20 protein-coding genes and 3 pseudogenes are annotated in these 23,071 nt (G+C 31.3%); 22 read left to right on the plus strand and 1 reads right to left on the minus strand.

The window, feature by feature from the left end; genetic code table 11:
• Window positions 1–117: 117 nt before the first annotated feature.
• The 21 genes and pseudogenes from G9F70_RS03740 to G9F70_RS03835 form a co-directional block, all read left to right on the plus strand.
• Entirely contained in the window at window positions 118–768 is a 651-nt protein-coding gene (locus G9F70_RS03740; protein WP_164946494.1) for a hypothetical protein, read from the plus strand.
• Between the two features lie 82 nt (window positions 769–850).
• On the plus strand, window positions 851–3,340 hold the full coding sequence (locus tag G9F70_RS03745; RefSeq protein ID WP_224617403.1) for a hypothetical protein: 2,490 nt from the start codon (window positions 851–853) through the stop codon (window positions 3,338–3,340).
• Window positions 3,341–3,416: 76 nt separating this feature from the next.
• A complete protein-coding gene (locus G9F70_RS03750) occupies window positions 3,417–3,830 on the plus strand; it encodes a hypothetical protein (protein WP_164946493.1) in 414 nt (137 codons plus the stop codon).
• A 13-nt stretch (window positions 3,831–3,843) separates the two neighbouring features.
• Window positions 3,844–3,966 carry a hypothetical protein gene (locus G9F70_RS26855; RefSeq protein ID WP_263484229.1) on the plus strand — a complete coding sequence of 41 codons (123 nt, stop codon included), beginning with the start codon at window positions 3,844–3,846 and terminating at the stop codon, window positions 3,964–3,966.
• A gap of 159 nt (window positions 3,967–4,125) precedes the next feature.
• Window positions 4,126–5,823, plus strand: a complete 1,698-nt coding sequence (locus G9F70_RS03755) for a recombinase family protein (RefSeq protein WP_164946492.1) — start codon at window positions 4,126–4,128, stop codon at window positions 5,821–5,823.
• A 65-nt stretch (window positions 5,824–5,888) separates the two neighbouring features.
• Complete coding sequence (locus tag G9F70_RS03760; protein WP_164946491.1) at window positions 5,889–6,431, plus strand: hypothetical protein; 543 nt, start codon at window positions 5,889–5,891, stop codon at window positions 6,429–6,431.
• Window positions 6,432–6,460: 29 nt separating this feature from the next.
• Complete coding sequence (locus tag G9F70_RS03765; protein WP_164946490.1) at window positions 6,461–6,712, plus strand: hypothetical protein; 252 nt, start codon at window positions 6,461–6,463, stop codon at window positions 6,710–6,712.
• Between the two features lie 146 nt (window positions 6,713–6,858).
• Window positions 6,859–7,725, plus strand: coding sequence for an AraC family transcriptional regulator (locus G9F70_RS03770; protein ID WP_164946489.1), 867 nt, complete (start codon window positions 6,859–6,861; stop codon window positions 7,723–7,725).
• Between the two features lie 4 nt (window positions 7,726–7,729).
• Complete coding sequence (locus tag G9F70_RS03775) at window positions 7,730–8,185, plus strand: GyrI-like domain-containing protein (RefSeq protein WP_164946488.1); 456 nt, start codon at window positions 7,730–7,732, stop codon at window positions 8,183–8,185.
• A 1-nt stretch (window position 8,186) separates the two neighbouring features.
• Window positions 8,187–9,140, plus strand: a complete 954-nt coding sequence (locus tag G9F70_RS03780) for an ATP-binding cassette domain-containing protein (RefSeq protein ID WP_164946487.1) — start codon at window positions 8,187–8,189, stop codon at window positions 9,138–9,140.
• Window positions 9,137–9,892 carry an ABC transporter permease gene (locus G9F70_RS03785; protein WP_164946486.1) on the plus strand — a complete coding sequence of 252 codons (756 nt, stop codon included), beginning with the start codon at window positions 9,137–9,139 and terminating at the stop codon, window positions 9,890–9,892. Before G9F70_RS03780 ends, G9F70_RS03785 begins: the two co-directional genes overlap by 4 nt.
• Window positions 9,893–10,611: 719 nt before the next feature.
• Complete coding sequence (locus G9F70_RS03790) at window positions 10,612–11,661, plus strand: YdcF family protein (protein ID WP_164946485.1); 1,050 nt, start codon at window positions 10,612–10,614, stop codon at window positions 11,659–11,661.
• Between the two features lie 352 nt (window positions 11,662–12,013).
• Window positions 12,014–12,955, plus strand: a complete 942-nt coding sequence (locus G9F70_RS03795; protein WP_164946484.1) for a tRNA dihydrouridine synthase — start codon at window positions 12,014–12,016, stop codon at window positions 12,953–12,955.
• Between the two features lie 253 nt (window positions 12,956–13,208).
• On the plus strand, window positions 13,209–13,817 hold the full coding sequence (locus tag G9F70_RS03800; RefSeq protein ID WP_224617404.1) for a TetR/AcrR family transcriptional regulator: 609 nt from the start codon (window positions 13,209–13,211) through the stop codon (window positions 13,815–13,817).
• A 1,113-nt stretch (window positions 13,818–14,930) separates the two neighbouring features.
• Window positions 14,931–15,650: a TrkA C-terminal domain-containing protein gene (locus tag G9F70_RS03805; protein ID WP_164946483.1), complete on the plus strand. Its 720-nt coding sequence runs from the start codon at window positions 14,931–14,933 to the stop codon at window positions 15,648–15,650.
• A 34-nt stretch (window positions 15,651–15,684) separates the two neighbouring features.
• On the plus strand, window positions 15,685–15,963 hold the full coding sequence (locus G9F70_RS03810; protein WP_224617405.1) for a YdcF family protein: 279 nt from the start codon (window positions 15,685–15,687) through the stop codon (window positions 15,961–15,963).
• Window positions 15,964–16,776: 813 nt separating this feature from the next.
• Window positions 16,777–18,684, plus strand: a complete 1,908-nt coding sequence (locus G9F70_RS03815) for an acyl-CoA dehydrogenase family protein (RefSeq protein ID WP_164946482.1) — start codon at window positions 16,777–16,779, stop codon at window positions 18,682–18,684.
• Between the two features lie 56 nt (window positions 18,685–18,740).
• Window positions 18,741–19,940, plus strand: coding sequence for an FprA family A-type flavoprotein (locus tag G9F70_RS03820; RefSeq protein ID WP_164946481.1), 1,200 nt, complete (start codon window positions 18,741–18,743; stop codon window positions 19,938–19,940).
• A 134-nt stretch (window positions 19,941–20,074) separates the two neighbouring features.
• Window positions 20,075–20,254 (plus strand): annotated as a pseudogene (locus G9F70_RS03825) (hypothetical protein); the annotation flags it as partial.
• Window positions 20,255–20,302: 48 nt separating this feature from the next.
• Entirely contained in the window at window positions 20,303–20,626 is a 324-nt protein-coding gene (locus tag G9F70_RS03830) for an ArsR/SmtB family transcription factor (RefSeq protein ID WP_164946480.1), read from the plus strand.
• A 17-nt stretch (window positions 20,627–20,643) separates the two neighbouring features.
• Window positions 20,644–20,760 (plus strand): annotated as a pseudogene (locus G9F70_RS03835) (nitroreductase); the annotation flags it as partial.
• Between the two features lie 72 nt (window positions 20,761–20,832).
• Here G9F70_RS03835 and G9F70_RS03840 read toward each other — a convergent pair.
• A pseudogene (locus tag G9F70_RS03840) lies at window positions 20,833–20,991 on the minus strand (sigma 54-interacting transcriptional regulator); the annotation flags it as partial.
• A gap of 550 nt (window positions 20,992–21,541) precedes the next feature.
• On the opposite strand from G9F70_RS03840, the gene G9F70_RS03845 reads away from it, so the two are divergent.
• Window positions 21,542–22,468: a flagellin gene (locus G9F70_RS03845; RefSeq protein WP_164946479.1), complete on the plus strand. Its 927-nt coding sequence runs from the start codon at window positions 21,542–21,544 to the stop codon at window positions 22,466–22,468.
• The last annotated feature ends 603 nt before the right edge of the window (window positions 22,469–23,071 follow it).

The following is a 23,071-nucleotide window of genomic DNA, read 5'->3' on the forward strand; positions in this document are numbered from 1 at the left end:
AACAATCGATGTGTCTATAGTGTCGGTATTTTCATGTTTAAAAAGGACATAGTTATAAATGATATAATGAGATATAATTTAATTATGGAGCATAAAAAAAAGCAGAGGTAAAAGAATATGATGAAAAACGAAAGTAATAAAGATGAAGAAATAAAAAAAGTATATTCATTAAGTGAATTGGTAGAAGAAATATACCTTGTTAATAAGGAGACATCAAAAAATTACGATGCTTGTTATAAGGAGTTGCAGAGAATAGATAAGGTACTAAGAGGAAATAGTGACTATTCTATGAGCAAAGGAATATTAGAAGACCATAAAGAAAAATATGTATCAAGCATAAAAAAGATAGTAAATGATAGTGAATTGAAAAAAATAATTGCAAAAATAGGTTCTAATAAAAAACTAACAGATGAAGAGTATAAAAAATATACTGAATTTATGTTAAAAAACATAAACGATGAAAATATTAAAGAAAAAGTTAATGATATGGAATCAATAAAACAGAAGATAGAGAAAATAGATAGCAAGGTGAAATACATTATAAATTTAATTCCTAATTACTTCGATGTTGAATCTACAGATTTAATGGAAATAGTACTTGATGAATATGAAAAAGAAATTGATAAATTACATAAAAAGATACAAGAACGTTGTGAAGAGTTAGATGAGATTGATGATATGAGATATAAAGAAAAATTAATAAAAACCTTAACAGGGTATGGTAGTAATAATATAAGAAATATGAAAAGCAAGGACAAAAAAAGCTAAGATTTTATGTCTTAGCTTTTCTTTTTTTAGGATGATAAAATCTCAAGTGTAGCAAAGATAAAAACACCGAGGAGGAATTCAAATGATTAACAGAAATAAAGAAGAACTAAAAGAAGGGTATGCTAAAGGGATTAGAGTTTTAGAGAAACTTGATGTGCCAATAGAAGTAAGAATGCTTAAAACTAAAAATGGGACAAGAAGTGGTTACTATGAGGATAAGAACAAGCTTTTAAATGACATTATTAAATATGATGGAGAAGATAACATATTTTTTACATTAAATGTGTTTTCAGAAGATTTACTTGCAAGAGGAAAAGACAAGCTTTCATCTTATGTTAAACATACTACATCTGATTCAGAAATTATAAGAAGAGTACTACTACTTATTGATGTTGACCCAGAGAGACCAGCAGGGATTTCTTCAACAGATGAAGAGTTAGAATCGGCTAATGGAGTTGCAGAAGCAGTTAAGGACTTCTTAACAGAAAAGGGGTTTCCTCAACCAGTAAAAGCTTGTAGTGGTAATGGGTATCACTTACTATATAAGCTGGATTTACCTAGCACCAAAGAAATTAATGATATGATTAAAGATTTCTTAAATACCTTAGATGGTTTATTTAGTACAGAGAAAGCTAAGATTGATAAGACAACCTACAACCCAGCTAGAATAACTAAGCTATATGGAACTATAGCATGTAAGGGTGAGAGTACTGAAACAAGACCTCATAGAAGGTCAAGGATAATAGAATCACCAGAAGAGTTTAAGGTTGTAGAAGAAAATCTAATCAGTAAAGTAGTAGAGCATATGCCAAAGAAACAAGTTAAAGCTAAAAAGCAAAGTAAGAAAACAAATGCAGTTAATAGCTTTGATGCTAAGGAATGGCTAGAAAAGCATGAAATAGAAATAAGTCATACAATTGAGAAAGATTATGGATTATGCCATGTACTAAAAGTATGTCCTTGGAACTCTAATCATACTGATACATCTGCATCAGTAACTCAACATCATGATGGTGGGATTAGTGCTAAATGCCATCATGACAGTTGTTCAGAAGAGAATTGGGACACACTTAGAGAGAGGTATGAGCCAAAGGCTTCAAGAAAAAAGACGGAATATTCAAATAAATCACAATCTGATGATGATTCAAAAAGGAGTCAAGCAGATGTGTTGGTAGACCTTGTACTAGAAAATAATGATGTTTTTTTTCATAACTCATTAGAAGAAACATTCGTTGCAGTAGATAAAGGTAACTTTTATGAGGTTCATGGAATGGAAGATAAGAAGTATCAAATGCTTTTAAGAAAAAGATATTATGATAACACTCAAAAAGCTCCATCTAAAGATAATATTAATCAAGCAATTGGAGTGTTAGAAGCTAAAGCTTTATATGAAGGTGAGGAGATAGAAGTGGCTAAAAGATGTACAAGTGTAGAAAATACTATCTACTATGACATTGCAGATAAGGCTTCAACCATCATTAAGATAGATGAAAATGGGTGGGAAATTGATGATAGTAAGCAAATTCTATTTATAAGAAAAAATAATATGAAAGAACAAGTAATACCAGAACCTTATGAAGATTTAGTAGGTTTACTAGAAAAGCATTTTAGATTTAGAGATGAAGAAGATAAAACACTTCATGCAGTAAGTTTAGTAACTAGATTAATTCCACATATTCCTCATCCAATAGAAGTAATTCATGGTGAGAAAGGAGCTTCTAAAACCACTACTATGAAGATGAATAGAAGCTTAATTGACCCAGCTTCAAGAGATATAATTTCAATACCTAAAGCTATACAAGATTTAGCAATAACATTATTTAATAATTATATGCCTTGCTTTGATAATCTAGATAGTGTTTCATCAGAGAAAAGTGACTTGTTCTGTATTGCTTCAACCGGTGGTGGCTACAGTAAAAGAAAGCTCTATACAGATGATGATGAAAAAATAATTAACTTTAAAAGTCGTATAACCTTAAATGGAATTAATGTTATGGCTACAAGAGCGGATTTGCTTGATAGATGTATAGTCTTAGCACTAGAAAGAATTCCAGAGAATGAAAGAAAAGAAGAAGCTAGGGTATGGAAGGACTTCAATGATGATAAGCCTAAAATACTAGGAGCTATGCTAACAACATTATCAAAAGCTATGAAGATATACCTAACAGTAACATTAGATAAGTTAGGTAGAATGGCTGACTTTACTAGATGGGGTTATGCTGTGGCAGAAGCTTGTGGAATTGGTGGAGAAGTGTTTTTAAAAGCATACTTAAATAATCAGAAGAAAGCTAACCAAGAAGCAGTTGAATCTAATCCAATAGCTACTGCATTAATTAAGTACATGGATGAAGTAAAGAATTTTAATGGAACTGTAAGTTCATTATTAACAGTACTGAATCAAGTTGCAGAAGTCGAGCAAATTGATACAACATCTACCCTGTGGGCTAAAGAACCTAATGTACTTAGCAGGAGATTAAATGAAATAAAATCTAACCTTGAACTAGAAGGTATTTACTATGAAGTGAAACAGAAAAACTATGGCAGAGTTATTGAAATAGCTAAGGTAGCTTAGATTTACACATAATGACATTATCGAGGTGATACTTCGATAATGTCGATAAATTCATGAAGAAAAGGAGCAAATTAAGATGAAAGCATTAAAGGAACTGAGAGATAGACAGATAGGATTATATATAAGAAAAGAAGAAAGGGGAGAAAATCTTTCAACAGGATATGGAAGATTACAATGGCTGAAATATGAACTTGAAGAACATGAAGAACATGAAGGTAGAATAAAAATATACATTGATGATAATAACAGCCAATTTAGACTTTATGATTTATTAGATGACATTAATAATGGATATATTAAAGCAGTTTTAGTATGGTCAATAAGAGATGTTGAATCATTTTACATTGATACTTTAGGACTGATATGTGAAGAAAAAGATATTCCGATAGTAAGTTTCTGTGAAACAACCAAAAGCCTTAATAAAATAATAAAGAAGCTTATAAATGAAAATAGAGAAATCTATGATTTAAATTCAAAATATTTTTTTTAAGGAGTGGATTACAATGACTAATGATAAAGATGTATATAAAATAATAGATATAATTTCAGAAATGATACTTAAGTATGTAGAAGAGTGTAAAGAAAATCAATGTGATGGTGAAGAAGTAAATATACAAGTTGCATAGCTGTCAATGCTGGAAAATACCGTAAATATTGAAGTAGCGAAGTGTCTATAATGGCGGTATTTTCCCAATAAAAAATGTGAAGGTAATGAAGTAAGAAGATAAGTATATATTATATATTTGATACAAGGACTATAAATTTAAGGTAATGGAGGAATAAAGATGGGATTTATAACTTTAGATAATGATGCAACTATGGAGAAGATAAGAAAGAGGGTAGCAATTTACTGTAGAGTTTCAACCATAGAACAAGCAGAAGAAGGCTATAGTATAGATGAACAGCAAAGGTTACTAATGGAATGGTGTAAAAAGATGGATTACATTGTATATAAGTGTTATTCAGATAGAGGAATTAGTGGTAAGGATATTAAGAATAGACCAGAGTTAAAGCAATTACTTAATGATGCCGAAGATAAGAAATTCGATATGGTAATTTCATGGAAGATTAACCGTATAAGTAGAAAGTTAGCTGATGTATTAAAGATAGTTGATGTTTTAGAGCAGAATAATATAACTTTCAAGTCTTATTCAGAACCATTTGAAACTGATACACCAGCAGGTAAAATGCAGTTTCAAATGATGGCATTAATAGGTGAATTTGAGAGAGGTACAATAGCACAAAATGTAAAAATGGGAATGTGTGCCAGGGCAAGAAGTGGAGAATGGTGCGGTGGTAGAGTTCTAGGATATGATTTAGTAGCAGTAGAAAACTTAGAAGGAGCTAAAAGAAGAAAAACTAAGCTAACTATTAATGAAAAAGAAGCAGAAACAGTAAGGTTTATTTTTAATGAATATGGTAATGGGAAAGGCTATAAGGCAATTACTAACCAATTAAACAAGTTAGCACATAAAACTAAGAAGGGGAACAACTTCTCAGTAGGTTCAATAAGAGATATTATAACTAATCCAGTATATATAGGTAAGATTAGATATAATTTAATACAGAATTGGTCAGAAAAGAGAAGAAGAAATATTAATGTTAATCCTATAATAAATGATGGAGTACATGAAGCTATCATAGATGAAAAACTATGGGACAAGGTTCAAGCAATTCTAGAAAATAAGCAAGGAAAGCCTTCAAGAGTGCATGATGGAGAGTTCCCATTAACAGGAATACTAAGATGTCCTAAGTGTGGAGCTGGTATGGTAATATCAAGAACTACTAATAAATTAGCAGATGGTACTAAAAAAAGTATAGCATACTATGCTTGTGGAAATTGGAAGAATAAAGGTACAGCAGTATGTAACAGTAATACAATAAGAGTAGAAAAAGCTAATGAATATGTATTTAATAAGCTTTCTGAGTTACTTTCTAATGAGAATATGGTTAAAACCATAGTAAGTAATGTTAATAGAGAAAGAATAAGAAAGGTTAATCCTACTAAGAACGAGCTAACAAGAATTGATAAAGAGCTAGAAAAGTTAGACAAGAAAAAAGGGAAACTTTTTGAAGCTTATGAAGATGAAATAATAACTAAAGAAGAGTTTCAAGTAAGAAAATATGAGTTAACTGAAAGAGTTAAAAGACTTGAAGAAGAAAAAGCACCATTATTAGTAACACTATCAGATGATGTTAAGGAAGAACTACCTTATGACTTCATTAAGAGTATACTTGAAAATTTCAGTAAGGTCTTAAAAGAAAGCACAAGTAGGGAGCAACAGAAGAAGTTATTACACATGATAATTTCAGAAATAACCATTAATGAGCTAAGGGACATTGACTCAATTAAGATTAACATTAATGATAACTTGGTTAACTATTTAAGCAAGGAAGAAGGAGTATCTATAAAAGGTACTACTTCTTCTTTTACATTAAGAAGTGTTGGTATAAATACATTGAACTTAGATATTGCAATATAGAAGACAGTATAATATTGTGGAAATAAATAGAATAATATATACTCAAATTAAAGGGGGGGATATCAATGAATACTAGAGAAAATCTAAAGTCAGAAATTATAGCTTTTCTTGAAAATGATGAAGAAAAAATAATGCTTATAACTGGAACACATCAATTTGAAAAGCATATGGAAGTATTAAGAACATTAAATAAAAATGTACAAGATGGGGTCAAAGTTTTATTTAGACTTAATGGAAAAGATAATATTGATAGTATTTTTCAACATAGTCTTAAATCAGCAAAATTGAATACAAGAATTAAAGTAGGAAACTTGAGAATGTATATAGACACAATAAATAAAAAGTCATGGAGAAATGAAAGATATAATGTATCTATATTGTATCCAGTAGATTCAATATGTAGAAAGAAAGATGAACAACGTAAAGAAATATTGGGTGACCTAATAAGAAATACAGTTCATAAAGTATTTATAGTTTCGTGGACTGACTCATATGATTATAGTTGGTTAGATGAATTTGGAATAGATAGAACAGTTGTATTTGATGCAGAGGAAGAAGACCCAGCTTATCATGGTAGAGTAATAGAGAATATAAATAGATTTAAATAAAATATGTACAGTTAAGGAGTGTGAATAAAATGGTAGTTACAAATATTATGCCATGTATAAAGGTTACAAAAGAGAATAATATGAGTGGTATGGATATGTATATTGATTTAGGTTGTAAGATAAGAGTTACAGATGATGAAGGTAAGATAGTAGAAGGTAGAGTATTGTTTTTAGAGTTGGCTAAATATGAGGAAGAAGATGATATGCTATATCTATTATTAGATAATGAAAAGCAATTTAGTATAGGTATAAGTTATATAGTAGATATAGAAGAGCTGTAATTATAAGTAAAAACCTCACTTGTAAGTGATACGGAGAACCGTATCATAAGTAATGAGATAAAATAATTTATGTTTACAAATTAAATCAAATAATGCGAGGAAATAAATTAAATGATAGAGTATTCTAATATCAAGGAGGTAAGGTAATGGAGTGGTTAAAAAGTTTCAATAAAGCTATTAGTTATATAGAAAAAAATTTAGATGATGATATTTCATATGAAGAAGCAGCTAAAATTGCATGTTGTTCAACAAATTATTTTCAACGCATGTTTGCCTATGTTACTGGTATAACATTAGTAGGATATATAAGGCGTAGAAAAATGACACAAGCATCTTTTGAATTACAGACAAAAGATATAAAGGTTTTAGATATTGCATTGAAATATGGATATACTTCGCCAACTGCATTTAATCGTGCATTTCAAAGTGTACATGGTATAAGTCCTGCTGTAGCAAAATCACAAGGATGTAAGCTTTGTGCATATCCACCAATTAAAATCTCAATTCAAATACAAGGAGGTAGTGATATGCCATATAGAATTGAAGAAAAAGCCCCAATAAGAATCGTTGGAGTTCGTATTCCATTAACATATGATATGGATGAGAATTATAAGTTAATTCCATCATTTTGGGAGAAAACAAAGAAAAGTGAAATATTTCAACAGATTTTAAATTTAAATAATACATCAGAAGAAAGTGTATTTGGAATATCAATTTATAGTGGAAGTGATGAAGTTTATTATTATATAGCTACTGAAACAGATAAACCAGTACAACAAGGAATGTATGAGTTTGAAATTCCTACAACAATGTGGGCTGTATTTGAGAACAATGGTCCATTTAAAGAATCAATACAAAATATCTATAAACGTTTCTTTACAGAATGGCTTCCGTTTTCAGGATACCAACATTCTGAAATTGCAGATATAGAAGTATATCCAGGTACTTGTAAAGAAAGTTCTAGTGGGTATTCAGAAATATGGATGAGTATAAAAAAAGAAAGGAATAATTAGACATATGGAATATAAAGTAGAAATTAGAGAAATAGAACCTATAAAAATAGCTTTTATGAAATATAAAGGAGTTGTCACCGAAGCAAATAAAGTATTTCCTAATGTTTTTAAATCAATTAGAGGAAAAGCAAATGGAGCACCGTTTTTTAATTACATTACAATGAATTCAGAAACTAAATTTGGAGATATTGAACTATGTGTACCTACTTCAATGAATCCAAGTGGAAATGGTATAGAAATGAAGGAAACACCTAGAGTAAAGGCATTATGTGTTACTCATATGGGCTCTTATGAAACTATGTTTAAGGCATATCAGCAGATTGATGAATATGCAAAAGAAAATGGAATTAAATTAAAGACTGAGTTTCGTGAAGTATTTATTAAAGGTCCTGGTATGATTCTAAAGGGGAATACAGATAAATATATTACAGAAATTATATGCCCTATTGAGGAGGAGTAGTGTGGAAGCGATTCATGTAGATAATGTTGTTAAACATTATAAGAATGGAGTTGAAGCTTTAAACGGAATATCATTAATAGTTAAGAAAGGTGAGATTTTTTCTTTGCTAGGTCAAAATGGTGCTGGGAAGTCAACTTTAATTAATATACTTACAACATATCTTGAGCCAACTTCAGGTACTGTAAAAATATTAGGTAGTGATATTTATAATGATAGTAATAAGGTAAGGAAAAGTGTTGCATGTGTTGCACAAAAAATATCAATTGACACATATTTATCATTAAAAGAAAATATGATGTTCCAAAGTAAATTGTATAAAATACCAAAAGTAGAGGCAGAACAACGAATGAAAACATTAATTTCATGTTTTTCATTGGAAAGATATTTAGATTACCCTGTTTCGTCTTATTCGGGTGGAGTAAAAAGACGGTTAGACATTGCTTTGAATCTTATGTCAAATCCGCAGATTTTGTTTTTAGATGAGCCTACAGTAGGTATGGATATTCAATCACGAATGGCTATGTGGGAGATGATGAAAAAAATTAGGGATGAATTTGGAACAACAATTTTTCTTACAACACACTATCTTGAGGAAGCTGATGAGTTAAGCGACACTATTTGTATTATGAGAGATGGAAAGGCTGTAATACAGGGTACACCAGCAAAGCTTAGGGAATTAATTAAACAGGACATTTTGAGTATAAGATTTACTAATAAAAATCAGGCTAAAAATTGTTTTGTAGAGCTTAGTACAGCTATAAATGATATAAAGCTGTCATTACGTGATGAAAAAGTTTTAATTCATTCAAAACAAAGTAGAGAGAATTTAAAAATAATAAATCAATGGTTGCTTGATAGAAAGATAAATTTTGAAGGGATTGAGATAGTTAAACCAACATTAGATGATGTGTTTATAAAAGCAACAGAAGTAAATAGATTGGAGGATATTTCATGAATGTTATAACTCTTTTAGGGAGAAATATTAAGTGGAGGTTCAATAATAAATTTACTGTAGTTATTACTATTTTACAACCAATGTTATGGCTTATTCTATACAGTGCAGTTGCAAGTCAAACTATGAATGGAATAGGAATTGATAATTATACAACCTTTATATTACCTGGACTTATAGTATTAGTAAGCTTTGGTGCGTGTAGCAGTAGTGGAATTATGAATTATTTAATGAAGTCTGATGGAAGTTTTTATAGGATACTGATTGCTCCAGTTAGTAGAAAGTCTATAGTATTAGGACAAGTTCTTGAAGCAGTATTATGCACATTTCTTGAAGTTGGAATCATGTGTATTGTGAGTTTACTTTTTTCTGTAAGAATACAGACCAATATTTTAGGAGTTTTCATTATTATATTGATTATATTTCTTAATTCCTTATGTTTATCTTCAATTACCTATGCAATAAGTTTATCACTTCCAAATGAGGTAGTATATGAAACAGTTATGAACGCTATTGTATTACCTGTATTCTTTTTAAGTACAGCGTTATTTCCAGCAGATAAATTAACAGGTCTGCTTTCGATAGTTGTAAATTTGAATCCATTTACTCATGTTATTAATTTATTACGTGCAATGATGATTGAAGGGGATATTGAAATATTGCAACTTTCAGGTGTAATAGGTATGCTTATTGTAATGAGTGGGGTCAGCTTTTTATGGGCTTTATCAAGATTAAAGAAAGAAACGAGTTTTTAAAAGGTAATTTAATATAAAGATAAAGTTATGGAATTTAATTATAAATGTTTATTTTTTATAAAGATTTGATATAATATAAATAAGAAAAGCTTAGTGCGTCAACACTAAGCAATCCTTAGAACATTTATTTTGTTTTAGGGCTATTGGATAAAATTTATTATGTGAATTTAAGAGGCTAAAGCACTATTCTTTGTCGGATGGGTGCTTTTTCTCTTTGCCATCAAGTTTTATATGAATACCAAGAAATTTAATCTTGATAGTTAACTTAGAAATAAAAAGATTATGTTGTAAAACTAATTTAATAATATAAATAGTAACAAAACTTTTTATAGTTAATTCTAGCATAGCCAATACCACCCCTTAACTATGATGATATATTCATCAATAGTCCAAGGGAGATAAAACGTTCAAAACCCCCGTAGCCATCTACTACGGAATTTCTAAATAACACTTTAGAATTATACTATAATTATGTAGAATATATACACAAGAATAAAGTGGAAAAACCTCACCTCTAAGTGAGGAAGGAGTTAAATTTGCAATATGTTAAGTTCAGAATGTGGGCGATTAGAAGCATATAAGAATTACTATTAATTTATGTTCTTAAAACTTAAAATAATGAAAAAAAGAGTATATTTTAAAAGGCTAGGGTATGATATTATTGTAGAAGATATTAATAAACATATAAACTAAAATTGAAGAAAGGAGGTCTTATGATTATGGAAGCAATAATTATTATAATGACTACAATAGTTACATTAATTGTTTTTCTAGCATCATTTTTAATAGATAAAAGAAGACTTATAAATGGTTTTTTATTTAATATATTTTTGATGTCACTATTTATGGCTATAACATATTGTGCATTCAAAACTCAAAATCGTATTTTAATTGTCTTTGTACTTATTATATTTATCATATTAGGAATAGTCCTATTCTTTGCTGTTTATGCACTGATAATTGCATTACTAATTAATTCAAAAATTGTTATAAAGAAAGAAGGACGAAGCATTTCGAATTTGCTAACACTATTTTTAGCAATAGGCTTAATAGGTATATTAATATGGTCAGCTATTAATCCAGAAAGGTTTTTGCCAAAAGAGGCAAATGCGATATTAAGTTGTGTTTACTTAATAGGGGTCTACTATTGCATTGATATATTTAACTTTTTGGTAGCATCTTTAATATATCAATTTAACAAACCTAAGCTAAATCAAGATTTTGTTATTGTATTAGGATGTGGATTAAATAAAGACAAAGTTACACCTCTACTTGCTAGTCGTATAAACAAAGGAATTGAATTTTATAAAAAGCAAGCACGAGCAACCACACCTCCAAAAATGATTTTTTCAGGAGGAAAGGGTAATGATGAGGAAATATCAGAAGCACTAGCTATGTGTAGATATGCAATTTCTAATGGAGTTCCAGAGGAAGATTGTATTATGGAGGATAAATCAGTAAATACATTGCAAAATATGAGATTTTCTAATGTGATTATGGAAAAAATAAAAGGCGGTAGTGTATATAATAGTATATTTGTTACTAATAACTTTCATCTATTTAGAGCAGGAATTTATGCTAAAAAGGCAGAATTAAAATCTCAAGGAATAGGTTCCAAGACAGCAAAGTTCTTCATTCCGAATGCATTAATTAGGGAATATATCGCAATAGCAGTTATGTATAAAAAGAGACACATAATTGTAGTAAGTATTATTTTAGCAATAGGTATTGTACTAGCCTTTGTTGAACATTTTGCTATAGTAGGTTAAATACATATAAAATAACATTCCATTAAAAAGGGGGTGTTATTTTTTTATGTGTGCCACAGACGGCACACGTAATGAATTAATTGTTTGTATGGACATTTAAGAATTTGTATAATTATATAAAGAAGTTTTACTTCCTAACAGTAACAAAATGCTTAGTTGAGTAGCTTTTTTCTTCAAGTCTGCTTATACGAATACTCCATCAATAATATTCAAATCTAAATAAACATGGTATAATAAAGTGAAAAAAATGTATGAACAAATAACAATCATAAATTTGGTTATTTTAAATGGCAAGTGGCGTGTGTCGCATTGATAGAAAGGGAACTACGTAAATAAAGGAGCTATTAGATATATGAATTTTTATTTCGCACCTATGGAAGGTTTGACTGGGTACATTTATAGAAATGCCCATAATGCTTTTTTCAATAATATAGATAAATACTTTTCACCTTTTATTTTTGCAAATCAAAGTGAAAGTTTTAAAACCCGGGAATTAAATGATATTTTGCCTGAAAACAACCAAGGACTAGTTTTGATTCCACAATTACTAACTAATAATGCAAAAGATTTTATTCATACTTCAAAGAAAATAAAGATGCTGGGATATAATGAGATTAATTTAAATTTAGGATGTCCTTCTGGAACTGTAGTTTCAAAAAATAGAGGATCTGGATTTCTTTCAAAAAAAGAAGAACTTGATGTGTTTTTAGACGAAATTTTTTCTCAATCGATAACAAAAATATCATTAAAAACCAGGATAGGAAAAGACCAACCTGAAGAATTTTATGATTTAATTGAAATATTTAACAAATACCCTATAGAAGAGCTAATTATTCATCCAAGGATTCAAAAAGATTTTTATAAAAACAAGCCTAATCTGAAAATATTTAAGGAAGCCTTGATTTTAAGTAAAAATCCTGTTTGCTATAATGGTGACATTTTTACAATCAAAGATTACAAGGAGTTTTTGGCTGATTTCCCTAGTGTAGATACTTTAATGTTTGGCAGGGGATTATTAGGCAATCCTGGACTAATTAGCGGCATCACAAATAATATTAAGCTTGAGAAAAAATTATTAAAAGACTTTCATGATAAAATTTATGAAGATTATAAAAGAATACTCTTTGGCGATAGGAATGTCTTGTTTAAAATGAAAGAATTATGGTTTTATATGATCCTGGTGTTTTCTGATAATGCAAAATATGCAAAAAGAATTAAGAAATCAGAAAGATTATACGATTATGATGAAGCTGTTTCAAGCTTATTCAGAGAACAGGATGTTTTAGAAAATTGAGCTGAAAGCGATGAAATTATAGGTTAGAATGGAATAAATGCACACCTCTATGGATTTTGAATTTAGGGGTGTGCATTTTTCAGTAGAATTATAAAATTTTTCTTAAAGTGTTTACTCTGACAAAGTGAAGATGAATTATATACTGCAGAGCTTCCTACGGTTAATTGGGAGATCTGTATTATTGTTTTATGTTTAGAGTTGACAAACCATTTTTTTACTATTACACTATGGATATTAATTGAAAATAAATTCAATGAAATATAATTCAATGAAAGGATTTGGTAGGAATTTGAATAAACGGCAAGAACAAAAAGAACAGCGTCGAAAAAAGATATTGTCTGTAAGTTTGGATTTGTTTATACGGAAGGGTTACAATGCTACAAAAATTTCAGATATCGCAGAAAAAGCAGGCATGAGTATGGGCTTATTTTTTAACTACTTTGAATCGAAGGAAAGGGTGTATGAAGAACTTGTGGGGATAGGATTGACAGGAACTAAACGGTCTATAGAATTTGACCAAGAAAATCCTCTCGCATTTTTTGAAACAGCAGCAAGCATGGTTTTTACCATGCTGGAAGAAAATCCAGATTCTGCGAAAATATTCGTGTTGATGGCGCAGGCTCAGCATAACGAATATGCGCCACAATCGGTAAAAGAAATGCTGTTGAAGGTGGATAATATTCAACTGTCGATTTCTCTGATTAAAGCAGGTCAAGAAAACAGAACCATTCGCGAGGGTAACCCAGAAGCGTTATCCACTGCTTTTTGGTGCAGTATCAAAGGTATTGCAGAACAGTTGGCACTGTATCCAAATACCCCGCCTGCAGAAGCAAATTGGATTGTGGATATTTTGCGTAAATAGAAGAAAATAGTAGCAATGTTAGAATAGGAACATTTTTAAGTTAAAGAGAGCAGACAACAATAAATATAGATTTTTTATGAAAGGGTGAGAATAGTAATGTTGCTAAGTAGAGGTAAATGATTTATATTATCCAATCAAGAATAAAATTATTAAGGCTTGAATAAATAGAATATTGTAAAATCTACAAGCATTAGGGGGAAATATGGATAAGATTTGTATAATAGAGGATGATTTTAAACTGTGTGAATTAGTTAAAGCTTATTTAGAAGATAAGGGATTTTACGTGTATATAGTGGAAGATTTCATTAATATATAAAGATAGGGTTATTGAGCTTACCAAAAATGAGTTTAAGCTGATTAATAAGTTTTTAGTAAACCACGGAAAGGTAATAGTTAGATATAATAAATAAAACCACAAAAAAATTGTATTCGCATTTTAATAGCTACGAAGATATGCTAAAGGTTTCTTCAAAAGTTGACAGTTACAATTATAATATACAAGGAGCCAAACTATTATTATTTACCTCAGGATTTTTAGGAATATTCTTTTTTATAGCTACAGCTATTAGAAGAACTTTTGATATGAAGATTTTATAAAAACTAGTAAAGAATATAATGTTCATTACTAGGATAGGTTGATATCTAGACAGGATGTGGAGAAAACATGAAAGAATATGAGTAAAAGGAAGATACTTCACAGTGTTATCCTTAAAATATCTTAGAAATCACTTATATAATTCACTTCTTTTAACGGACAGTGATAAAGTTAGGTACGGTTCGCCTCCACCAAATAATCACTCACATTGTGATACAATGCAAAGCCCTTGATTTAAAGGGCTTTTGTTGTTTTTAGAGACAGAATTGCAGTCAAAAACAGAATCGATTTTTTCAACTACTGGATCTTTTTTCAAGCAAGATGCATACCGCTGCGAATTTTGAACAAGGGATGTGCATTTTTTATGTTGATGTATTATAATTTTTAGCCAAAGTATTTATTAGCATCAATGATAAATAAGATGACCTACCTTCATAAATAGTTGCAGCATTATAGAAAAACATGTAAAATTATTGTATAATTTTATGTTTTTTAGTTTATTATGAGGGGATGAAAAGATGTCTATAAATCTAGCTTTATTAATATTATTATTTCTAGTTATCTTATATATTACCATTATTGAAATATTTACAGTGATTTTTATGATTACTGGAGTGTCTAATACCAGGGCTAAATTTCAAGTTATTTCACTGCTTACAAATTGTGGTTTCACAACAACTGAAAGTGAAATAATTGTTTCTTCTCGAAAAAGGCGAAAAATTGCTATTACAATTATGCTTTTCGGTAATATCTTCAATGTGGCCATAGTTTCACTTTTGGTGAACATGGTTATATCTTTTTCAAAAAATAAAGATTTCAATGTATTTCACTCTATTTTATATCTTTTGAGTTTTATGGCTTTTATTACAATAATAAGAAAGATACCATTTTTTAGAGTAACCTTTGATAATATCGTAAAGCGTATAGCAACAAAGGTAATCTTTAGTAAGAAGGCGAATCCAATGTTGATTTTTGATAATTTTCATGGATTTGTAATTGTAGAGATAAAGATTGTTGAGGTCCCTGAAAAGCTTAATAATAGGACTTTATTGGAGTCAAGAATTAGTAAAGACTATGGAATAAGAGTTCTAAATATTAAAAGAGATGATTTATCAATGGTGGATATTTCAAAGGATGAAGTGATTATGAAAAATGATAGAGTAATGGTTTATGGACCTTTGGCCAATATCATTGTTGTATTTGAACAAAAGCCTTCTCTTTATAGTAGAGCAAGCTAGAATTAGAAAGCCAAAAACCTATAATAGTATTTTTGTGACAAATAATTATCACTTGTTTAGAAGTGGAATATATGCAAGATTGACAGGGCTAAAAAGCCAAGGAATAGGCTCTAAAACTGCTCCATATTTTTTACCGAATGCTATGATTAGAGGATATATAGCTATAGTAGCTATGCATAAGAAAGGACATATAATAATTGTTACTTTGATTTTAATTTTTAGCCTTATATTAGCTATACTTCCTCATCTTTCATTACTTATGTATATAAAGGGCAAAGTATCTCTTCCACCAGTGAAACCCTTGACTAATTAATAAATTAGTCAAGGGTTTCCTTATGCTTTGATTTAAGTTGATTAGCAACAGAGCTTGTCAGCGAGGCTTCCAATTTCTGTAAGGGGTCTGACCCCATACCACCTTTTACTATGTGATAATAATTCCAGAAAAGAGTTTTGTAATTATTAGATGGCTTAACATTAAAATTAAAAAAAAGACAAATCAGTAAAAGAAAATAATAACCTAAGAAAAAATAGCAAATATAAAGCAAATATGGGTATAGTAAATCTTATTTGAGTGTAGAGGCTAAAATGAATATTGAAAAAACAGGAAAGTAGAGTTACATTATAGATAACGACTGTTATATGATAAATAACCTTATAAAAGAAAAGTGACAATTTAACAAAAACTGTCTTTTATAATAAATTTAAGGGAGGTCAATATATACAAAAATTGCAGTTGGAGGATGTACTCATGCAGATACAGCAGTTGCCAGTAGTAATAAAGCCAATGGCAGAGTAGATTAAGCAAAGTGAAAGGTTTATAGCCTTATAATAAGGCACAGTTTTTTACCGGTTTTCATGACGAAAAAAAAGTTTGAGTTAAGCTTGTAATGTATATCTCTTAGGTATACAATGAAAGTATACGGTTTTGGTATACATTTGAGGAATGTGTTTACAAGTATGGTTGATACAGTAAAACATAGCGATTAGATGGATTCCAAGGGTGAAAAAGAATTGGCGGAGTCACCTGAGTTTGATGAGTTTCGCTTGCGGCAGTTCAATGCTGTGGTTTTACAGATTTCACATAGCGACATTCATGAAACCGTATTAATTAAAGGGAGGTGTATTAATGTTTTTTAAGACTATGGAACAACATGAAAATTTCAGAACAAAAATAAGAGAGTTTGCGCAGGAGGAAGTTAAACCTATTGCATTTATGTTAGACCAGGAAAATAAATTTCCAATGGAAGCAATTAATAAGTTAGCTGATATGGGGATGATGGGGATTCCATATCCAAAAGAGTACGGTGGAGCAGGTTTGGATGTAATAAGCTATGCAATCGCCGTTGAGGAATTATCAAGAGTGGACGGTGGTACGGGCGTAATTCTTTCCGCTCATACATCTTTGGGTGCATACCCAATTTCTGCCTATGGAACAGAGGAGCAGAAACAAAAATACTTGGTTCCATTGGCAAAGGGAGAGAAACTTGGCGCATTCGGTCTCACCGAAGAAAATGCTGGTAGTGATGCAGGTGGTACGGAGACAACTGCAGTCCTCGAAGGTGATTATTACATTTTGAATGGTGAAAAAATCTTCATAACAAACGCAGGTAAGGCTGATATTTACATTGTTTTTGCAGTTACGTCGCCGAATATAGGTGTTCGTGGTATCAGTGCGTTTATTGTGGAGAAGGGCCTAGAAGGCTTTAGCTTTGGTAAGCATTACGACAAGATGGGTATTCGTTCGTCAGTCACTGCAGAGCTTATTTTCAACGACGTGAAAGTTCCTAAGGAAAATCTATTAGGCAGTGAGTGTGATGGTTTCAAGATTGCAATGGCAACTTTGGATGGTGGCCGTATTGGTATTGCAGCTCAGGCTCTCGGCATAGCGCAAGGCGCTTATGAGCATGCTTTGGAGTACTCAAAAGAAAGAGTTCAATTTGGCAAACCTATCTGTCAGCAACAGGTTGTAGCTTTTAAGTTGGCCGATATGGCGACAAAGCTTAGAGCAGCTAGATTGCTTATTTACAGTGCGGCAGAGCTTAAAGAAAATCATGAGCATTTCAGTATGGAAGCTGCTATGGCGAAACAATACGCTTCCGACGTTTGCCTTGAGATTGTAAACGACGCTCTTCAAATATTTGGTGGAAGCGGTTATTTGAAAGGTATGGAAGTTGAGCGTGCTTACAGGGATGCTAAGATTTGTACAATATATGAAGGAACTAATGAGATTCAACGTGTCGTTATAGCTGCTCACATCATAGGTAAGATGCCGAAGACTGAGCATGCAAGTAAAGTTTCGAAGTCGGGGCCTGCCACAGGTTATCGTAAGAAAGTGATTTTCAAGAGTGGAACGATCCAGGAAAGAGTACAGGCTCTTGTGGAAGCTCTTAAGGCAGATAATTATGACTTTACAGTTGGAATTCCTTTGGATACTCCTATTACTAAGGCTGAAAGGGTAGTTAGCGTAGGGCTAGGCATAGGAGAAAAACAAAATATGAAACTTATAGAAGACTTGGCAGTTCAAGCCGGTGCAGCTATAGGTTCTTCACGTCCAGTAGCTGAAACACTTAAATATTTACCGCTGAATCGTTATGTTGGTATGTCTGGTCAAAAATTCAAGGGAAATCTTTACATTGCTTGCGGTATTTCAGGTGCAGGTCAGCATTTGAAAGGTATAAAGGATGCTACTACAATTGTTGCTATAAATATCGATCCTCATGCGAAAATTTTTAAGAACTCAGACTACGGTATCGTTGGCGATTTAATGGAAATATTGCCATTGCTCACTGTTGCTTTAGACAACGGAGAACCAAAGAAGGAGGCTCCACCAATGAAGAAGATGAAGATGGCCGCTCCTAAGAAAGTTATTCCAACTTGGAAACATTATGTATGTAACGGATGTGGTTATGAATACGATCCTAGCATGGGTGATTCAGAAGGTGAAGTAGTTCAGGGGACTCTCTTTGAAAATATACCACAGGAGTGGACTTGCCCTTCTTGTGGTGAAGAAAAGGATATGTTTATAGAAGTCTGATTCCTATAATAATTAAACATAATAATGTGTTTTTAGTGAAAAGGAGGATTATATGTATGTATTGTGTTAGAAAAATAACTGAGGATCTTTATTGGGTTGGTGGAAGCGATCGTCGCCTTGCTCTCTTTGAAAACATTCATCCCATTCCACGAGGTGTTTCCTATAACTCTTATCTACTAATAGATGAGAAGACAGTACTCTTTGATACAGTGGACTGGTCAATTTGCCGTCAGTTCCTTGAGAATATTCAACAGGTTCTAGGTAGCAAATCTTTAGATTATATGGTAATTAATCATATGGAACCGGATCATGCAGCGTGTATTGAAGAGATTATTCTTCGGTATCCGGATGTAAAGATTGTATGCACCCAAAAGGCTTCCTTGTTCATGCATCAGTTCGGTTTCCATATAGATGGCAATGTAATAGAAGTTAGTGAAGGAGATACTATGTCCTTTGGAAAACATAACGTTACATTTGTGGCGGCGCCAATGGTACATTGGCCAGAAGCTATGGTGACATATGATGCTACCGATGGTGTATTATTTTCCGCTGATGCTTTCGGTTCTTTTGGCTCATTGGATGGTCAGCTGTTTAATGACGAGATGAACTTTGACCGCGATTGGATTGACGATGCCAGAAGGTATTATACAAACATTGTAGGCAAGTATGGGCCTCATGTTCAGAATCTTTTGAAGAAGGCGAGCAACATTGACATCAAGATTATCTGCCCGCTACATGGACCTGTATGGCGTAATGATTTGGGATACTTGTTAGATAAGTACGACAAGTGGAGCAGGTACGCACCTGAGGAAAATGGTGTAATGATAGTTTATGGAACAATGTACGGCAATACAGAGGCTGCTGCAAGCGACTTGGCAACAAGGCTTGTGGAAAAGGGAATGACGAATGTGGTTATGTATGACGTTTCAAAAACTCATGTCTCCTATTTGATTTCTGAGACATTCAAATATAGTCATGTGGTTCTTGCTTCCGTAACATATAACTTGAAGATTTATCCACCGATGCTGAATTATATAATGGATATGAAGGCATTAAATCTTCAAAAACGAACTTTCACTCTTATAGAAAATGGTTCATGGGCTCCTCAATCCGGAAAATTGATGCGTGAACTTTTGGGTGAGATGAAAGAAATGACTATTTTAGATAATGAGATGTCGTTGAACTCCAGCATGAAAGAAGATGATGCGGATTCAATGGATGCCATTGCAGACAGCATTATCGAGTCAATGAAATAATTTCAGAAAAACATAAATTTGGGATTTACTCATGGATAAAATTCGTGAGCAGGTCCCTTTTGCTGTGCATGTTAATATTAAATTTATATTAGGATGTACATAGTGAGGTTTACAGCCACCATACATAGAATAAAATATCTGAAGAGGGTTTAACTCAGCATATGAATACTTTATCTGTGGTAATACAAAACAATATAACCATAGGAGAATTGGCAATGACAGATTTTTTCTTATGTTTTAAATTAGTTGGATTGGTGATGTTGATTTATAATCTCATTTTGATTTTAAGGCTATTGACTAAAGTAGGTAATTAGAATATAATACGTTCAAAGGATTAAACCATTAAACTATTGAGGTGAAATATGGAAAAAGATAAAAGCCTAGAAGTTACTCTACAGAAATTTAAAGATTGTATACCTCTTTTCGATGTATTAGCAGATGAACATAGGCAAAGGATAATAATGATACTTGCAAAAGAAAAAGAAGGACTAAACGTTAACTTAATAACTGAGAAGATGATACTTTCAAGACCAGCTGTTTCTCATCATTTAAAGGTATTAAAACAAGTAAGGATTATTGATGTGAGAAAAGAAGGCACTGAAAACATTTATTATCTTACATTAAAACCGGCGATTGAAAAAATCAAGCACTTTCTAAGTTCTATAGAAAATACTTGTGGCTTATAAAACGAAGCGATAGAATTATAAAAATGTATGATTCATATAAAGAAAACCCTAAATTAAATGATAAGTTGTTTTTCAATGCTCCAACAGTAATACTTGTTACAGCTAACTCAGAAATAAATGGAGGATTAGCTTCTTGTTCTAAAATAAGTAAAGGAATAATTACATTTTCATGAATATTAGAAACATCTACTTCAGAAGAGGGGGCATTTTGTTCTTTCTTCTTTTAAGTCTTTATTTGTAGCAGCTATGATTCTAACGTTAATTGGTATAGTATTTTTCCCACCGATTCTTGTTATACATCCTTCTTGCAGAACTCTAAGAAGTGTTACTTGCATCTCTAAGGGCATCTCTGAAATTTCGTCTAAGGCATCAAACAAAACAGATAGCATTCCCATTGGAAGTGAATTAACAATAGAATCTATATGTGAACATGTATGAGTAAAATTATTCATAATTGTCCTCTTAAATCAGTAAAGTAATAAGAATGTATATTAAACCTTAATCTATATATTACCAAGTATATATTATTTTATGATATTTATAAAGAGAATCTAAATGTGTTAAGCATTAATATGGTAATAGTGTTTTAATGATTATTTCTTCTAAAATGAGCCGTGTGTAACAATGTCAAATAGGTTTTAAGCTAAAATTAGCTTGGCATGATAATTGCTAAATATAACTTGGCATAGCACTAGCAGAAGCTGGTGCTATTTTTTATATTAATAGATTTATAAAAAAACTAGAACAATATAAATATTAGAAAAAATTTAAAATATAGGTAATAAATATTAAAAAAATAGTTACATATAATAGAAAAGATGTTTATAATATAAAGTAATGGTAGCAACGAAATGTATATATAAATTTTGGATGCAAAGACTGACTGCCACAAAATTGTTACATGGAGGCATTTATATGATTATTAATCATAATATTAGTGCTATGACGGCATGTAGATATATGAATATAAATTTAGCACTTGCAAATAAGGCTATGCAAAGGATTTCTTCAGGTCGTAGAATTAACAGTGCTGCAGATGATCCTGCAGGACTTGCAATTTCAGAAGGCATGAAAGCACAAATTAGGGGACTTCAACAGGCTTCAAGAAATGTACAAGATGGTATATCTGTACTCCAAGTTGCCGATGGAGCTTTAAATGAAACTCATTCAATGCTTCAAAGACTTAGAGAATTAGCAGTTCAGGCTACTAATGGTACTCTATCTCCGGAAGATCGAAAAAATATACAAATAGAGGTGGATCAATTAACTTCAGGAATTAATAGAATTGCTACAGATACAGAATTTAATACAATAAAAATACTAGATCCTAGTACTGGAAAATATGATGCAGTTGATTCCCAGCTTAAAATTCAAATTGGTGCAAATTCAGGTCAGGTTATGGCAATTCCAATTGGAGATATGAAATCAAATGCACTAAATATAAGTGGCACAGCAGGTGCTGTGGTAACATCTAAGGATGGAAGTGTTAAAGGTAGATTTTCTACTACTAAGTGCAGTGATGCATCAGGGTATGCATTAGATGTTTCTACACCTGAAAATGCAGGTGCTGCAATAAAAATTTATGATGATGCTATAAACCAAGTATCATCTTCAAGAGCTACTTTAGGCGCTATGCAAAATACATTAGAATATAGAATAGATTATCTCGACAATACTGCTGAAAATTTAACTGCTGCAGAATCTAGAATAGTGGATGCTGATATCGCAAAGGAAATGATAGAATATTCAAAGCATAATATGCTTTATCAAGTTTGTCAGGCGATGCTTATTCAAGCAAATCATCAGTCAGAAAGTGTAATTGAACTTTTAAAATCTTTGTAAAATGCTACCTGCTATCTGGTGGATTATTGTCTATTTTTATTTAGACAAGCATATTGCACAGATGGGGGTTCCATTGATGAAGGTTCATGTTTCGCATTGGGGCATATGTATGCTAAAGGAAAGAGGACTATAGGATATAAAACTGATTTCAGAAATTTTGCAGATGGAAAGGACAACTTAGTGATTCAGCAATCCTTGGAAATAACATTAAATAATAGGTGTGAGTTGAAAAATTTTTTTAATAAACTCAAAGGATAGTCTTATTGGAAGAACAACAAAGTAACATTATGAAGAGAAATTTTTAATATACCAACTCAAGACTGATAGACATTAGTCTTGAGTTGGTATATTTTAATTATAACATCCAGAACCACCAGGCATTTAATGATAAAATCGGGACGTTTTGCTGAAAAAGCTTTCAATAGAAATTATAAAAGAGTTTGGCAAAGGTTTTGATATGAGAAATTCAAACAATATGTGCTCTTTTTATATATCATTTTAAAATTAGTTAAAATATTGAACATTTCAGAGGGAAAGTCTCAAATTAAGAAAACGCAAGTTAAATGTCTTGCGTTTTTGTTATGAAGTTTTTGGGGAAAGGTT

It is taken from the genome of Clostridium sp. FP1 (assembly GCF_011065975.2).
GTDB lineage: Bacteria > Bacillota > Clostridia > Clostridiales > Clostridiaceae > Clostridium_AD > Clostridium_AD tagluense.

Bases quoted from the DNA above. Each gene is read 5' to 3' on its own strand.
- G9F70_RS03845 (WP_164946479.1), top strand. From the start codon at position 21,542: ATGATTATTAATCATAATATTAGTGCTATGACGGCATGTAGATATATG.
- G9F70_RS26855 (WP_263484229.1), top strand. From the start codon at position 3,844: ATGACTAATGATAAAGATGTATATAAAATAATAGATATAATTTCAGAA.
- G9F70_RS03745 (WP_224617403.1), top strand. From the start codon at position 851: ATGATTAACAGAAATAAAGAAGAACTAAAAGAAGGGTATGCTAAAGGG.
- G9F70_RS03740 (WP_164946494.1), top strand. From the start codon at position 118: ATGATGAAAAACGAAAGTAATAAAGATGAAGAAATAAAAAAAGTATAT.
- G9F70_RS03820 (WP_164946481.1), top strand. From the start codon at position 18,741: ATGTATTGTGTTAGAAAAATAACTGAGGATCTTTATTGGGTTGGTGGA.
- G9F70_RS03750 (WP_164946493.1), top strand. From the start codon at position 3,417: ATGAAAGCATTAAAGGAACTGAGAGATAGACAGATAGGATTATATATA.
- G9F70_RS03775 (WP_164946488.1), top strand. From the start codon at position 7,730: ATGGAATATAAAGTAGAAATTAGAGAAATAGAACCTATAAAAATAGCT.
- G9F70_RS03770 (WP_164946489.1), top strand. From the start codon at position 6,859: ATGGAGTGGTTAAAAAGTTTCAATAAAGCTATTAGTTATATAGAAAAA.
- G9F70_RS03785 (WP_164946486.1), top strand. From the start codon at position 9,137: ATGAATGTTATAACTCTTTTAGGGAGAAATATTAAGTGGAGGTTCAAT.
- G9F70_RS03815 (WP_164946482.1), top strand. From the start codon at position 16,777: ATGTTTTTTAAGACTATGGAACAACATGAAAATTTCAGAACAAAAATA.
- G9F70_RS03830 (WP_164946480.1), top strand. From the start codon at position 20,303: ATGGAAAAAGATAAAAGCCTAGAAGTTACTCTACAGAAATTTAAAGAT.
- G9F70_RS03805 (WP_164946483.1), top strand. From the start codon at position 14,931: ATGTCTATAAATCTAGCTTTATTAATATTATTATTTCTAGTTATCTTA.
- G9F70_RS03765 (WP_164946490.1), top strand. From the start codon at position 6,461: ATGGTAGTTACAAATATTATGCCATGTATAAAGGTTACAAAAGAGAAT.
- G9F70_RS03795 (WP_164946484.1), top strand. From the start codon at position 12,014: ATGAATTTTTATTTCGCACCTATGGAAGGTTTGACTGGGTACATTTAT.
- G9F70_RS03755 (WP_164946492.1), top strand. From the start codon at position 4,126: ATGGGATTTATAACTTTAGATAATGATGCAACTATGGAGAAGATAAGA.
- G9F70_RS03790 (WP_164946485.1), top strand. From the start codon at position 10,612: ATGGAAGCAATAATTATTATAATGACTACAATAGTTACATTAATTGTT.
- G9F70_RS03760 (WP_164946491.1), top strand. From the start codon at position 5,889: ATGAATACTAGAGAAAATCTAAAGTCAGAAATTATAGCTTTTCTTGAA.
- G9F70_RS03800 (WP_224617404.1), top strand. From the start codon at position 13,209: ATGAAATATAATTCAATGAAAGGATTTGGTAGGAATTTGAATAAACGG.